The sequence below is a fragment of the uncultured Limimaricola sp. genome, assembly GCF_964022235.1.
Taxonomy (GTDB): Bacteria; Pseudomonadota; Alphaproteobacteria; order Rhodobacterales; family Rhodobacteraceae; genus Limimaricola.
On the sequence record NZ_CAXHZL010000003.1, the window covers coordinates 419,155 to 433,989 of the forward strand.

Sequence of the window (14,835 nt, forward strand, 5' to 3'; positions counted from 1 at the left end):
CTCGGGACAAAAGCCGGTTCGGCTCAGTCGGTCTTGACCTGCACCAGTTCTCCGGTGATCGGCTCGAGGTAGATTTCGATGCGCTGGCCCTCGTGGATCAGCTTGGCTTCGAGACAGCCGTCCTCGATCATGAGCATGTACTCGTCGGTGCCGTAGCCCATCTCGGTGACGATCTCGGCAACCTCGTCCTTGCTGAGCCACTGGTCACGAGGACCGCCGACGCAGAGTTCGGTCGCGGCCGCGGGCTGAGCTGACGCGAGCGCCACGAGGCAAAGGGGAAATAGATGTCGCATGGGCATTCCAGTCTTCGATTGATTGCACGGTGCCGGCCCGATCCGGCGGCACCGCCCCCTTCGGCACGGGGCTGCCGCTCTCGGGGTGTCATTCACAATTTCGTAAAACTGGGGCGGAATGTTGACAGAAGCGGAACAACGCCGTGCCCTCGCAAGGCTGTGGCAAAAGTGCTCTGGTACCGTCGGCTGACCCAACCCAGAACGCAGGCACGAGTTTAAAAATACTGCTCGAGATCAATGCGCTTGCGTCTCAATCAGAATCTCCGGCTGAGGGGGCTCGGTCCTGGCTGAGTGGTGATGAGCCTGTGCCTGATCTCGCGCAAGCGTCGCATCACGAAAGCTCTTGGCAGACAGATGCGGTTGGAAGGCGAAATCGCAGCACCGTGGCCATGGACCAAGTGATTTGGCCGCGCAGGCCCCCTCATATGGAGAACAAGCAATATTCAAGACGCAGAGATGTCAGGTCTGCAGGTTCACTTAATTGCTTGCAGCCTATCACCTTGGCTGGGACGGTGAAGGCCGGGCGCGGACACAGCCCCAAGGTCGCTCAGACGCAACTGCCGGTCAAAAACCACCTAAGGCCAGCCCACCTCCAGCCCAGGTGAGGGTGTCCTAGCGGAACAGGCTCAGGATATTCTGCGGCGCTTGATTGGCGATCGAAAGCGACTGCGATGCCAGCTGCTGCTGAACCTGAAGTGCCTGAAGCCGGGCCGCTTCCTCTTCCATATCCGCGTCGACCAGTTTGCCGACCCCGGCATCCTGAATATCCGTCAGTTCGGTCAAGAAGCTTTGCTGCCGCTCGATGCTCTTTTCGGCTTGGCCCAGCGCTGTCGCGTCGCCAATCAGCATCGCCCGTGTCCGTTCGACCAGATCCACATAAAATGCGATACGATCATCGCCGGCGTTGAAAACTGGGCCGTCCTTGATGGCTTCGTAGCCAGCTGGGAAATCCTGTGTCACGTCGAGCATTCGCAGACGCTCATCAATCGATAGCAGGTCGATCTTCTTAATAGGCAGATCATTTGCTTCGAAGACGTTGCCGTTGCGACTGACCCCGATAGCAACCCGGACGACGTCGGGATCAAGCGCCGGGTCGTAGGCCGGGTCATTCATATCGGCCCGAACATCATAATCACGGTCACTGTTACGCACTGTGGTGCTGGAACTGATACCGGTCACGAGTCCGTCGTTGCTCAACTGGTGCTGGTTGCCATGTCCGTCGACAAACGAGCTTCCATTGAAGCTGGCTTGGGCCACCGTGCCAGTAATGCGTTTGAGGATCGCATTGATGTCGGCCTGGATCGTCGCGCCGTCAAAGTCAGGATTCATGTCGTACTGGGCTTGGGCCAGCATCAGTTTTTCGCTGAGTTCTTCGGTCATCTCAAGCACGCTTTCGGTCGCCAGGCGGCCGACCGAAATGGCATTGCGCGTCAAAGTCAGGCTTTCGTTCATAGCCTTGTTCATGCCGCTATCGCCCTTCACCGTCTCGGAGATCGAGAAGTAGGCAGCGTTGTCCTTGCCCGAGGCAACTTTGAGGCCCGTCGTGATGCGCGTCTGGTTTCGGTCCAATGCGGTCTCGATCCCCCGGAGCGACTGCAAGGCAGAGCGCGCGGCAGGGTTTGTAAGTATGGAAGACATGAGAAATTTCTTATTGTTCTTTTGGGGCCCTCGTCGTCCTGACGAGCCGTCTGATTTCGGAACAAGCGAGGGCAGCTTGTTCAAGCCGCCCTCGATCCTGCTTTAGCGGAACAGGCTCAGGATGTTCTGCGGTGCCTGGTTGGCGATCGAAAGAGACTGCGACGCCAGCTGCTGCTGGACCTGCAGGGCCTGCAGACGCGCCGCTTCCTCTTCCATGTTGGCATCGACCATAGCGCCGACGCCCGAGTCGAGGTTGTCGGAGAGCTTGGTCAGAAACTCCTGCTGACGCTCGATCGACTTCTCGGACTGACCCAGCGAGGTGGCCGCGTCGACCGTGGCCTTGGTCGCGCCGTCGGCCTCGGTCAGCACCCCGGCAAGAAAGGCATCACCAGTGGTGGCATTGCTCGCGTTCGTTTTGAAGTTGGTGGCGATAAGGGCGAACTTCTCGCGCTGCGCGTTCAGGTCGACCGGCGCCACGGTGATCTTCGTGGTCTGCAGCGTGCCGGCGGTATTTCGGCTGATGCCGGTGATGACTTCGCGCGGCGCAGCAGCACCACTCCCGGTTGGAGAGGTCGCTGCCGTGATGGCACCGGTGGTGGCCGAGATGGTTGCCGCTGCTGGAGCGCCGCCATCCGTCCGCTTACCACCGGCGTTGACCAGGTCATCGCCGTTGAAGGTGGACTGTGACAGGATCGCGGCCATGTCGGCCACGAGGCGGGTCAGGTCGGATTCGATTTCATCGAGGCCGCCCTTGTTTTCCTGAGCGAAGGCGACCTTGTCGCGGAACTCCATGGCCAGATCCGAGAACTGCTCGGCGCCGAGACGCGCGGTCGCGACCGAGTTCTTGGTCAGGGTCAGGCTTTCGTTGACCGCCTTGGTCATGCCGCTGTCGCCCTTCATCGTCTCGGAGATGGCGAAGTAGGCGGCGTTGTCCTTGCCGGAAGACACCTTCAGGCCCGACGAGATGCGGTCTTGGGTGCTGTTCAGGCTGGTGTTGATGTTCCGCAGGGTCGAGAGGGCGGACATTGCGGAGTTGTTGGTGAGGATCGACGACATATTTGCTCTAGCTTCTTACTAACCAATCGTCTTTCTGACGAAGTCGGCATCCGCCGCGGTATCTACGGATAATCCGTGAATTAAGGCGCGATTGTGGCGGCCGGAAAATTTTCGCATGGGAGCAATTGGCAGTGTGTCACTCGCGCTACGATTGTTTGCGGCTCATGGATACCAGCGGGGCGCCAAGGCCAGCTGGCCGGGGGCCACCCCCGGACTTTCCATACCCATCATCTCGTTTCTCTGAGGGCTCGCAGGAAGCACTGAAGCCGCGCCAGAATGCTCCTTCTGGTTCATCCGCGAAGACACTGGAGGTTGTGATTCTGGCAATAAGCGGACCTCCAAGGGCTATGTCGGCTGTGGCGTCTGCCCTGATCGGGCCGCGACGTCGTCACGGCCGCCATCATGTTGCAGTGACACACGATCCGATCGCATGAGCGCCTTCTGCGCCAGTACCGCCAGAGCCCCGCCAACGGCTGGCTGCGGCTACGATTGCTGCGGCATCGCAGTCATCCAGACTGTCGTCCAAAGAACAAGGCTCTGAGCTTTCGGTTGGCTTCGGACAACGCCCCCCCGAAACTGATTCCTCGTTCGCCTGCGATCGACGGGTCGCGCCCTCAGTCCGAAGTCCCCTTCCCCCGCGGCCCTTCCTGTTCGGGAGATTGAACTGCGTTCTTCGGAAAGCTAGAAGGCAGTGCTGATGTGCGCGCACTCGGATCGGTGTCTCGCTAGAGCCAAGGGGCCATCGAAAAGCCCGACATCCCGTATTCCAAGCGGTAGAACCAGAGCTGGACTCATGACGAACACTGACTTCTTAGACGGGCTCGGCTTGGGAGCCCCCTCGCAGATCGATTGGCCGGGGGTCTTCGACCGGCTTCATGAAGGATTGGTCATCGCAGAGGTTTTTCGGGAGGCGAATGGCCAGATCAACTGGCGCTACCTTCATGTCAACGAGGCTTGGTCGAACCTGACGGGGCTGAGTGCGGTCGGCATCGTCGGCAAGAACGTCAGCGAAGTGATCCCGAACGTCGAGCAGCACTGGATCGATGACTTCGCCCGCGTCGCGCTCGATCAGCAGTCGCGCAATTTCGTGGGACCGGTGTCGCAGCTTGGTCGGACATACGATATCCGAGCCTTCCCGGTCGCCGCTGACCGGTTCGGCCTGCTGTTTCTCGATGTCACCGAAAGAGAAGAAAGCGAGGCGAGGCTCAAAAGGCGCACGGAAGAACTGGAGATCCAGATCCGCGCGGAATTCGGTGCCCGCGCCCGCACATGGGACGTTTCGCCTGACATTCAGGTGGTCGCGAACCGTGACGGTCATTTCGAACAGGCCAACCCGGCGATGTTGTCGACCCTTGGATACGACATGATCGAACTGACACAGATCCCGTTCATCGATCTGGTCCATCCAGACGATCGAGACAGTACGATCGCCGCCTTCGAGAAAGTTAGGCAGGACCAGCCCATCCTGCGCTTTGAGAACCGTTACCGGCATGCCGACGGCAGCTATCGATGGCTTTCATGGGTGGCGGTGCCCCACGGCGGCAAGGTCTATTCCACGGCGCGCGACGTGACCGAAGAAAAACAGCAGGCCGCCGAACTCGAGATGCGCCGCGCCGAGCGCAGCAACCTGTGGTCGGCCTCGCGCGATCTGCATGCGATTGTGGCGCTCGATGGCCGCTTCATCGAGCTGAGCGATGCTTGGAACGGCCAGCTTGGCTTCGACCCCGAAGACCTTCCGGGCACGAGGTTCGAGGCACTGGCCTTTGAAGACGATAGAACCGTCATTGAGGAGCTGCTCCAACAGCTCGCCACCACCGGCTCGGCCGACCATGTCGAGATGCGCATGCGCGACAGGAGCGGTGCGCTTCGCTGGTTCGGCTGGAGCGCCGTGGTCCGGGGCGACGTCATTTTCGCGACAGGGCGAAACCTCGACGAGCGGCGGCGGCAGGAGGAACAATTGCGTCTGGCCGAAGAGGCCCTGACCCAGTCTCGCAAGCTTGAAACCCTAGGCCAGCTGACCGGGGGCGTTGCGCATGACTTCAACAATCTTCTGGCGGCTATCCAGAGCAGCCTGAGCATGCTGCGCCAGCATATCGACGCCGACAACGCGAAAGCGGTCGCGCTTCTCGGCAACGCTCAATCGGGTGCGGATCGAGGCGCGAAACTGGTGCAGCACATGCTTGCCTTCGCCAGACGCCAGGATCTCGCCCCGACCTGCATCGACGCCTGTACTCTGATCGGTGAAATGGATCAGCTGCTGCGCAGCTCGCTCGGGCCGGGCATCGAGATCAGGCGCCATTTCGAAGAGAACGTGCCTGCTGCGCTGGTGGACGCGAACCAACTCGAGATGGCCGTTCTCAACCTTGCCGTGAACGCGCGCGATGCGATGGATGGTCAGGGAACCTTGACCATATCATGCGCGATGCTCGAACACCCCGGAGACCCGGACCTCGCCCCGGGCCGGTATGTCCAATTGGCCGTGGCAGATGACGGGCCGGGCATGGATGCGACGACGCTTGCCCGGGCCACGGAACCCTTTTTCACGACGAAAGGTGTCGGAAAGGGAACGGGGCTTGGCTTGAGCATGGTTCATGGCCTCGCCCGTCAGTCCGGAGGGGCGTTCCGTCTGGAAAGCACGCCCGGCTTTGGCGTGACAGCAGAGATCCTCCTGCCGGTGGCAACGCCGAGCCGTCAGGACAAGCCGGTGGAACTCCCCACAAAGGAAACCTCGACCACCACATTGGACCGCCCCTTGAAAATCCTCGCGGTAGACGACGACTTTCTCGTGATGATGGGTACGGTTGGAATGCTGGAGGATCTGGGGCACGAAGTCTTGGAAGCCGGGCGCGGCGAAGAGGCGCTCGCCATCTTCGAGGCGCACCCCGACATCGACCTCGTACTGACTGATCAGGCCATGCCGGGCATGACCGGGGCGCAGCTCGCGGAAATCCTTCGCCATCGGCGACCGGACTTGCCGATCCTTTTGTGTACGGGCTATGGCGAACTGCCCGCAGGGAGCGAGCATTTTATGACTGGGCGTCTCGGCAAGCCATTCTCCGAGCGCCAGCTCGCGGAAGCCATTAGAGGCTCGGTTGCGCAAAACGGGTAATGGCCGAGGTGCCCCTTTCCCCGGACGGACTTATCCTACGGCCTCTGTGACGGGTATGCCGGACGCCGTGAAGCCGTTGAGTACGGCGATGCGGATCTGGAGTTCGGCGACCTGACGATCAAAGTCCCGGGCCGTGAGGCTTTGGCCCAGCAGCTTCACACGGTGCATCTTCGTCTCGCGTGGCTTCGGCGGTGATACCCACTCCAATGGCACCATGGGGATCGGCCCAGATACTTTGCCGCTCCGAGGGCTTCGTCGCGGGGCGAGCCTTGTCCGCCATCGGTTCAAGAGCAATGGCAAGCGCCCCAGCGGTGCCGGGCTTCCAAGGCTTCGCGTTCTTGCGCGGCAGGAGGACCGCATGCGCCCCCCGATCAGCGACGGCATCATGGCGCTTGCGCGTATCGTAGGCGCCGTCTGCCGTGACCGGGCGGATGTCGTAGTTGCCGGGGATCTGGTCCAGCAGTTCCGGAAGCATTGGGGGCATTACCGGTCTGACTCCCCGTGATCTCGACAGCCCCAACCTTCAGCGTGTCCTCGTCGATCCCGAGGTGGATCTTGCGGCACAAACATCGATTTGGACCGCCGTACTTACGCACGTGCCATTCGCCTTCCCCTCGGCCTTGATCCCATTCGGCATCGTCCTCGGAACGATGGCGGACAATTCCTCATTGTCGACCAGCAGATGCAGCGGGCCCGGTGAGCCGCGAGAGGGGATGTCCATGGCCAACGCCTTCTGGCGTCGGCACAGCGTGTTGAAGTCCGGCACCCCCTGGTCCAGACTGATCAGCTGCAAAAGGCTCTCAACGAAGCCGGATGTCTGGCGGAGCGCTAGGCCGAACAGTGATTTCATCGTCAGGCAGACCTGAATGGCGGCATCGCTGTAGCTCTGTTGGCGGCCCCTTTTGTCGCTCGGCGGCGGCGTCCAGACCATGTCGGGATCGAACCAGATCGTGAGGGAGCCACGCTTCTTCAGCGCCGCGCTATAATCAGACCAATTCCTGGTCTCGTAGCTCGGCGGCTTGGGTCTGCTGCTCATTCGCCCCAGCTAGCACGCTGGATTCCGGAGATGAAACCTGTCAGTCCGGTTGCTTAACAGAGCCTGTTTGAACCGCCAGGTGGAGAGTTCTGCAATAACGCCGATCATCAATGTCGGCAGGTACCAATCTTCAGCCCTCATTCCCGCAATAATGTGGTCCGTGCCTCGCAGATTGTCTCCGCATCGGGGCCATGCCAGCACTCACAGCCTCGAAATTGTGTGGATAATTCGGATGATAGTTGACTTTGTGACGAAATGAAGGCCAATCCTTGACGATCTTAAATCCTTACCGAGTATCGTCCATGCATGCCTTTAACAGCCTACTGCTAGCCCTCCCCGCAACTATCCTCGCAGGTGGCGCAGGAGCTGCCGTCATATATGATGATATCCCCGATGTTTCCATTAAGCTTGGAAGTAAAGCTTCGTACAACTTGGATATCGATGGGAATTCGTCAAACGATTTTACGTTCCGGGACGCATCTTTTTTAGATTTTACTTCCCCCCTCGATTCCATCGACATTGAGGGGGAAAGCACTAACCTCTTGAGCAGCTTTTTGGCTCTAGGCGATGTAATAGATGATACGGTTGTATTTAACGGGACACAGGTTGTTGCAACCAACAAGGCGTATTCTCACCCTTTTCAGGCTGAGGTTGCACCGAAGAGCAGTTTCGTAGGCCTCCAGTTCGCCAGCGGCTCCGACAAATTGTTTGGTTGGGCACGTTTCAGCCGGAACTCGGATGCGAATGACGTTACAGCAACGCTGTTTGATATTGCCTACGAGGATAGCGGCGCCTCCCTCAGGGCAGGTGACGGTCTCTCGGTGCCCGCTCCCGTGCCGCTGCCAGCCTCGGCCCTTCTGCTAGCTTGCGGGCTAGGTGCCTTGGGTTTCGCGCGTCGACGCCGCGTCCAAGTTGCACGATAAACTTGGGGGGCATAGATGAGGGTCGTCGACGCCTCCTGCACGCATAGTGCGCTTCTGCCACGCTTGTTCGCCACCCTCCTCTTTACCCGGCATCGCCCTGCACTCTACTTGGCGCTTGAGGGGGATCGACTATTGGGGGCAGCCTATCTGGGCAAAGCAACGAGTCTCGACGACGTCTACCTCACTGACTTTTATCTAGTACCCGGTGCGGACCCGGCCGGGGTGATCGGTGCATTGATGGCGCGTGTTGTGACCGAGAGCGAGCGATTGGTCATTCCGCGCGTCAAGATGGCCCGCGAATTGGAGGACTATGAGGTCGCGGAGGCCCTGCTTGCCGCAGGGTTCAAGCCGGAGACGAAGCTGGTCCGGACACGGGTGGATGTAGACAAGGCGCTCGTGGCCTGCGCGGGCCTACGCCGCAGGCTCGGGCGCGTCGTGCCCCATCGAGACAGGCTGGCCACCCTGCCCTATAGGGCGCCTCAGCTACAGCAGGTCGACGCGCTTTGCGCGGCACGTTTCGGAGCGCCTCTGCGCGGCCACCTCGTTGCGGTCGACGCGGCAAAAGACGGTCGGGTGGAGGCTTCGGCCTCGGCGATCTTCACCGAGGACGGCCGTGTCATCGCGTCCGCTGCAATCCTGATGCACGGCGACTATGGCCTGCTTGAACCCTGGCTGGTGGTCGACGAGCGAAATTGGCTCGGCCATGCCGTTGCGAGCGCGGAGCTGATGTTCGAGAACGCTAAACGCCATGGCGCCAAGTCGTTGGGAGGAGTCACGCCTGACGCCTTCACAGCTATGCACCGTCTGCACCGGATGTTTTCAGCCGAAATTGTCGGCCATCCTGTCACCTTTGGTAGGACACGCCTCGAATGAGTACCGAGCGTTTCATGTTGATCTGGATCGACGGTCTGGACTGGATTTTGGCACGTGCCGCCGCACACGACGGCCGCGCGCCGACGTTGGCTCGCTTGCTTCTTGAGGGAGCGCAGGCGGTGCGGGCGGACGGAACCGGCATCATGCGCGACGCGACCTTCGCCTCGGGTCAGCCTCCGCTAGTGCACGGACTGATGTCGGTTGCCGTCCCGCGCCCCGACGGGATGGGATTAGATTACCCGTGTCGGGACGCGTGGGCCGCTCCGCCGATCTGGGACAGGGCGGCATCGAGCGGGCATGAGGTGGCGGTCCTGAACTTCCCTGCGACGCGGTTCTCGGCACCACCCGGCGGAAGCGTTGTCGCCGATATCGCATTCTCCGACTATGCGCGGCGCTCGCCGGTCGAGGGCCTACCACCGGGCAGCGTCTTCCCCCCAGAAACTGGACCCGATGTAGCTGCGCATTTTCTGGCGCCCGACATGATCGCCGAGGATGCAGTTAGGGCCATGTTGCCCCAAGATACCACGCGCGCGCCGCAAGTAGAGATGCGGAGATGGCTGGCGGAAATCGCTTCGCTGCAGACCCTTGCGCTTCGGGCTTGGACACAGCGGCAGCCACGGCTCCTCTGTTTGAGATTTCACTCACCCTACTCGCGAACCAACACAGGGCATGCTTACCAAAGCTCCGAGACGAGCACGCCGCTGCCTCTGACAGATGGAGCGGTGCAAATGATCGATGCCTGCTTGGCCAACCTTTTGAGCCAAGGCGCCGGGGCATCGGTTTTCGTAGCCGGCGCGAGGACCGGCACGTGCTGGATCTCCGGTACATCGGCAGCGCGCCCGCTCCTCGGCCTTGGCGACCCAGCAGCCGTGATCCACGAAAGCCTCGGCCTTGGTCGCGTCTCGGAGGCCGAGATCGAAGCCAGGCTGCCTGGCTTGGAGGAGATCGGGGCGCAGATCATTGATACGCCAGATCGACAGTCCCGTCCCTTGCGGTCTCATGAGCTAGAGGTGCAGCGGCACCGAGATCGCATGTCCCTCCTGCAGGCGAAAGCGCTCCGCCACGCGTTCTAGAACCTGTCTTGCAGATCGGCGTTGATACTGTAGCCGCCCCTGAGAAGCGACTACCGGCTGACATATAAAGCGGCCTGTTTGCAGAAGCCCGAAACAGCATGCAATCGGGTCGCCCTTGCAAATCGCCTATACTTCACACCTGACTTGGCGGCGTCGCAAAAAGGCGATTGATGCAGCCCGTAAGCCATTCGGACATCAGGCCGACCAGCGACATGATAAGTACGGTTACAGACGGTCACGCCCCATACTTGCCATGAGATGCGTTGAGCAAGTTTTAGAAAGCCCCCCGGCTTAGCCACTGACATTCTCGTGGGCAATAAGTTGAGACAGTGCAACGCACGGGCCTTGTTGCGCGCTTTCTGCCCGGGATTCACATTACGAGGCCTACGGCGCAGCTGGGTGGCATGTCCAACCCGCACTCACCCGCTACCGCACGCTAGACTGGTCCGCCGACAACGCGGCGTTGCGTGAGCGTGGATCACTGACCGTCCGGTTCGACCCGTCGACGCCTTGGCACGCGATGCCATCGGGCAAGCGTGGAGGCCAGCCGGTCTACAGCGACGCCGCGGTGCAAGCCTGTCTGACGATCAAGGTCCTGTTCGGCCTGCCGCTTCGCCAGACGTCTGGCTTCGTGGCAAGCCTGCTGAAGCTCGCAGAACTCGATTGACCGGTCCCGGACGTCTCAACGCTCTGTCGGCGGCAGAAGACGCTGGCTGTGCCATTGCCCTGCCGTAGCAGCACCGGTCCGCTGCATCTGCTCATCGACAGCACGGGCCTCAAAGTCCGCGGCGCGGGCGAATGGCCTGCGCGCAAGCACGGTGGTTCGCGCAGGCGGGTTTGGCGCAAGGTCCATCTGACCATGGACGAGGCGACCGTAAAGGTGCCTGCTCTCGAGCTCACCGGCAGCTGCGTGGGCGATGCGCCGGTGTTGCCTGAACTACTCGCCCAGATCCCCGAGGGCGAAGCGATCGCCTCGGTCACGGGTGACGGCGCCTACGACACGCGCGGCTGCCGCGACGCCGTCGCGCACCGGGGCGCGGACGCGCTCATACCGCCCGGGCACAACGCCAAGCTGTGGAGGAAGGACGGCCCCGGAGCGGCAGACGGGAACGAGGCCGTGCGCGCCATCAAGCATCTCGGCAGGGCTATTTGGCGGCACTGGACCGGTTATCACCGTCAAAGCCGCGCCGAGACCAAGATGAACGGTATGAAGCTGCTCGGTCAGAAACCGATGGCGCGAGACGTCGATCGCCAGACCGCCGAGCTTCAGCTCCGCATCGCGATCTTGAACCGCTTCACCGCCCTCGGCATTCCCGTCACAGAACCGGTCGTCCGAGCCGCTCGGGGTAAGGGAACGCTCAGCCTTCAGGCGGTCCGTGCAACAGAGCCCCGGTGGCCTGTCCGAGATGCGCGACCCCTGGCTACCCGCTGCCGATACTGGCAGGCAATAGCCTGGGCAGCACGCTAGTCTTCATTCTGATCGCATAGGAATAGGTGCTCGCTAGCCGTTCGGGCTCACCGTGCTCCGCATGCGGTCGCGCTCGTTTCCGAACAATGCCTCTCGTCCATGCACGCGAGAAGGCCGCGCTCCATGTAGAAGGCATTGCTCGCGACCGACCATTGCTCAGTCCAAAATATGGTCGAGAGCGCACCGCTGGACAGCATTCCGGTGTTGTCCCTCCAACTACACAGGAAGTCCCAGTTCGCGCTATGTGCCGGTGGGATGCTACCGGCCTAGCCCACATGAAGCTAAGCAAAGAAATGATAAAGTTCGGATCTGCGACCATATCCGCAACCAACCTGTTGCTCTGCCCCAACAGCGAGATCACTCGGCGGCAAACGAAGCGCCCGCAGATGTGTGCGCTCTCGACGAGATATGGTCGAACAGTTTCGCCTCATGCTCAAGGACATGGCGCAGGGCGCGCATCGCCTTGTAGTAGTCACCGATGCTGACGAAGTTCGCTGCTTCGAATATGTGGCCGAGGCTCGGATGCTCAAAGGTGTTGGCAAGGTTCGCCATTTCCCGCTGGATGATCGGCACGAGATCCTCGCGCAGCTTGGAATGGATCAGTGCGTTCTGTACGAGGTAGTAGACTCGCGACACAGGCGTCACCGGCGCGTCCTCGTCTAGGAGGTCATGGCCGCGCACCACATCGGCGTAGCTCTCGACGCTCAATACGAGGCGGCGCGCCGAGTTACGCATCATGCAGCCGTTGATGACGACGCGCTCGTTGGGTTTGAGGACAAGCTTGAGTGCCATGTTAGGCCACCTCCGCCACGGTGAATCCCTGCCCTGCGAGACCGGCGACGATCGAGCGGTTGATGTCGACGAGCGCGCCGACACCGGCGCTGCCGCCCATCACGCTGCTGGTCTGTCGATCGACCCACATGGCGAGAGAGATGAGCCCGGCGCGCAGATCGGTCGGCAGCGCGTTCTTGGGCTGCGACAGATCGAACTTCAGCTCGTTCCAGAATTTCTGATTGGTCGCGAGATCGTCGCGCAGCCCTTCGGCCAGAAGCGTGCCACGGTCGCGCATGCTCTCGGCGCGGTCATAGGCTTCGGCGCGGGCGGCCAGCTGTCCGGTGACGCGGCTCAGCACGCGGCGCTCGATCTGGCGGGGGGTTTCGCTTTCGCGGATGGTGGTCTTGTAGGCGGCGATGCTCATGCGTTCTGCTCTCGCTCAGGGCCCCGCGCTTCTGGCGGGGGCGGTGAAGGCCGGTGCTGCGGCAACCCGAGGATCGCACAGGCGCGTCAGCCGGTCGAAAACTGTCAGGGGACCGAACCTCGGCCCGGCAAGGGGGCGGCCCGCCTCTAGGGGCGAGCCGCGTCAGGCTTTAGCGGAACAGGCTCAGGATGTTCTGCGGTGCCTGGTTGGCGATCGACAGCGACTGCGACGCCAGCTGCTGCTGGACCTGCAGGGACTGCAGACGCGCCGCCTCTTCTTCCATGTTGGCGTCGACCATCGCGCCGACGCCCGAGTCGAGGTTGTCGGAGAGCTTGGTCAGGAACTCCTGCTGGCGCTCGATCGACTTCTCGGACTGGCCAAGAGTGGTTGCCGCAGAAACCGCCCTGCCTTTGGCCGCATCTGCAATTGAGAGAACGCCTTTCAGGAAGGCTTCACCATTCGTAGCGTCTTTGGCTTTGGTAGCGAAACCGTTAGAAATTGCTTCGAACTCTTTCTTCATGGTGAAGAGGTCGACTGTCTCGACATTGATTGTCGTGGTGTTGAGGCCGCCGGCGCGAGAAATACCAGACACGACACTCCGGGTTGAAGTCTTTCCTTCCGCGTTGAACTGTGTAGCTGTGGTGCCCTCTGCGATGGCGGTGCCAGTTCCGTCAGCGTTGGGAGCGTATGTCATTGTTCCGGTGGCATTCACGACCATGTAGACGTCGGTGGTGCCATCGTTGGTCGTGAGCTTGGTGGCACTCGCGTTCACGAGATCGTCGCCATTGAAGGTCGACTGGGAAACGATCGCCCCCATATCAGCCACGAGACGCTTCAGGTCGGCTTCGATCTTGTCGAGACCGCCCTTGTTCTCTTGGGCGAAGGCGATCTTGTCGCGAAATTCGGTCGCCAGATTCGAGAACTGCTCGGCGCCGAGACGTGCGGTCGCGACCGAGTTCTTGGTCAGGGTCAGGCTTTCGTTGACCGCCTTGGTCATGCCGCTGTCGCCCTTCATCGTCTCGGAGATGGCGAAGTAGGCAGCGTTGTCTTTGCCCGAGGATACCTTAAGGCCCGACGAAATGCGGTCCTGAGTGCTGTTCAGGTTGGAGTTGATGTTCCGCAGGGTCGAAAGCGCGGACATTGCGGAGTTGTTGGTGATGATCGAAGACATTGTCGTTCTCCAGCTTCTTACTGTTTGGTCGTCTTTCTGACGAAATCGGCGATTGCCGCAGCAGGCATGGATAAGCCAATGGATTGAGGCGCGATTGTGGCACCTCGCAGATCAATCTATGGAGGAGTTGTGTAGCGTGTTACTCGCGCCACATATGACCTTGCGTCAGGTGTGTCATTCGAACCGTGAGCAGGGCTGGCAACGTTGTTGCACATCTCGATGAAGGGAATTCACTAGGCGAATTCTGACAGTTAGCTCAGTGGCATGCCAAAGCCTTCCCGGACCCGCAATCGCACGACGAACTGGTCCGACGACAATGCAGCGCTGCGCAAGCGCGGCTCGCTGTCGATCTCGTTCGATCCCGAGATCGTCTGGCGGGTGCCCAAGAGCGGCAAGCGAAGTCATCAGGAGAAGACCTACTCCGATGCCGCGATCCAAGTATGCCTGACGCTAAAGGTGCTCTCCGGCCTTCCGCTTCGGCAGACCGCCGGACCGGTCGAGAGTCCGATCCAGATGGCGGGGCTCGACTGGCTGGTGCTCTGCCCCCTAGAAACGCGACCTTTTGAAACTGGAGCTTTCGGCTAAGTGGACTTGCCCCGAACGCTGGACCGCTGCCATGAGGTCTTTCCCGTCTTCTAAGCCATTAACGCGCAGGCGTTGTACCGTGTCACGCAGCCCCTGCAGGACGCGTGCCAGCGAGGGGATGTCGATATCGCCCCCGTCACGCAGCGCTTAAATATCGACCTGCGCCAGCGCCGTCTGCACCCGAGCCAGTGAGCCGAAGACCTGCCGGTGGCAGGTGTCGCCGGTGCACGGCCGCGTCGAGCGCATGGCGCACGCGTAGCATGTTGGCCCGACGACGCAGCAGCGACAGAATGGCACCGACCTCGGCGATGCTGCGCGAAATCGTGAGGCCGTCGCACAGGGAAATGGTCTTATTGGTCATAGCCGAGGCGTTGTTGCGGAACTCCCCGCCTAACGGTTCACATAGCGGATC

11 protein-coding genes and 3 pseudogenes are annotated in these 14,835 nt (G+C 61.1%); 6 read left to right on the plus strand and 8 right to left on the minus strand.

Going from position 1 to position 14,835, the window contains the following annotated elements:
- Positions 1-23: 23 nt before the first annotated feature.
- From AADJ02_RS06665 to AADJ02_RS06675, 3 genes are all read right to left on the minus strand, one after another.
- Positions 24-293: a PepSY domain-containing protein gene (locus AADJ02_RS06665; protein ID WP_341212208.1), complete on the minus strand. Its 270-nt coding sequence runs from the start codon at positions 291-293 to the stop codon at positions 24-26.
- A 612-nt stretch (positions 294-905) separates the two neighbouring features.
- Positions 906-2,015 carry a flagellin gene (locus AADJ02_RS06670; RefSeq protein WP_341212209.1) on the minus strand — a complete coding sequence of 370 codons (1,110 nt, stop codon included), beginning with the start codon at positions 2,013-2,015 and terminating at the stop codon, positions 906-908.
- An 18-nt stretch (positions 2,016-2,033) separates the two neighbouring features.
- Positions 2,034-2,987, minus strand: a complete 954-nt coding sequence (locus AADJ02_RS06675; protein WP_341212210.1) for a flagellin — start codon at positions 2,985-2,987, stop codon at positions 2,034-2,036.
- Positions 2,988-3,780: 793 nt separating this feature from the next.
- Here AADJ02_RS06675 and AADJ02_RS06680 point away from each other — a divergent pair.
- Complete coding sequence (locus AADJ02_RS06680) at positions 3,781-6,096, plus strand: PAS domain S-box protein (RefSeq protein ID WP_341212211.1); 2,316 nt, start codon at positions 3,781-3,783, stop codon at positions 6,094-6,096.
- A 30-nt stretch (positions 6,097-6,126) separates the two neighbouring features.
- On the opposite strand, the pseudogene AADJ02_RS06685 reads toward AADJ02_RS06680, so the two are convergent.
- A pseudogene (locus tag AADJ02_RS06685) lies at positions 6,127-7,132 on the minus strand (IS5 family transposase).
- A 302-nt stretch (positions 7,133-7,434) separates the two neighbouring features.
- Here AADJ02_RS06685 and AADJ02_RS06690 point away from each other — a divergent pair.
- The 4 genes and pseudogenes from AADJ02_RS06690 to AADJ02_RS06705 all read left to right on the plus strand — a co-directional run.
- On the plus strand, positions 7,435-8,055 hold the full coding sequence (locus AADJ02_RS06690; protein ID WP_341212212.1) for a VPLPA-CTERM sorting domain-containing protein: 621 nt from the start codon (positions 7,435-7,437) through the stop codon (positions 8,053-8,055).
- Between the two features lie 63 nt (positions 8,056-8,118).
- The gene (locus tag AADJ02_RS06695; RefSeq protein WP_341212213.1) at positions 8,119-8,928 is read left to right on the plus strand and encodes a hypothetical protein; all 810 of its coding nucleotides are present in this window, start codon (positions 8,119-8,121) and stop codon (positions 8,926-8,928) included.
- A 14-nt stretch (positions 8,929-8,942) separates the two neighbouring features.
- A complete protein-coding gene (locus AADJ02_RS06700; RefSeq protein WP_341212214.1) occupies positions 8,943-10,001 on the plus strand; it encodes an alkaline phosphatase family protein in 1,059 nt (352 codons plus the stop codon).
- A gap of 463 nt (positions 10,002-10,464) precedes the next feature.
- Positions 10,465-11,331 (plus strand): annotated as a pseudogene (locus AADJ02_RS06705) (IS5 family transposase); the annotation flags it as partial.
- 495 nt (positions 11,332-11,826) lie between these two features.
- Here AADJ02_RS06705 and AADJ02_RS06710 read toward each other — a convergent pair.
- The 3 genes from AADJ02_RS06710 to AADJ02_RS06720 all read right to left on the minus strand — a co-directional run bounded on the left by AADJ02_RS06710 (position 11,827) and on the right by AADJ02_RS06720 (position 13,838).
- Positions 11,827-12,261, minus strand: a complete 435-nt coding sequence (locus AADJ02_RS06710) for a flagellar biosynthesis repressor FlbT (RefSeq protein WP_341212215.1) — start codon at positions 12,259-12,261, stop codon at positions 11,827-11,829.
- Position 12,262: 1 nt separating this feature from the next.
- Positions 12,263-12,667 carry a flagellar biosynthesis regulator FlaF gene (locus AADJ02_RS06715; protein WP_341212216.1) on the minus strand — a complete coding sequence of 135 codons (405 nt, stop codon included), beginning with the start codon at positions 12,665-12,667 and terminating at the stop codon, positions 12,263-12,265.
- 169 nt (positions 12,668-12,836) lie between these two features.
- Complete coding sequence (locus AADJ02_RS06720) at positions 12,837-13,838, minus strand: flagellin (protein WP_341212217.1); 1,002 nt, start codon at positions 13,836-13,838, stop codon at positions 12,837-12,839.
- A gap of 264 nt (positions 13,839-14,102) precedes the next feature.
- Between AADJ02_RS06720 and AADJ02_RS06725 the strand changes: the two are divergent.
- Positions 14,103-14,375, plus strand: a pseudogene (locus tag AADJ02_RS06725) (transposase); the annotation flags it as partial.
- A 184-nt stretch (positions 14,376-14,559) separates the two neighbouring features.
- Here the strand turns inward: AADJ02_RS06725 and AADJ02_RS06730 are convergent.
- Positions 14,560-14,835: hypothetical protein (locus AADJ02_RS06730; protein WP_341212218.1), on the minus strand; the 276-nt coding region annotated here is incomplete at its 5' end.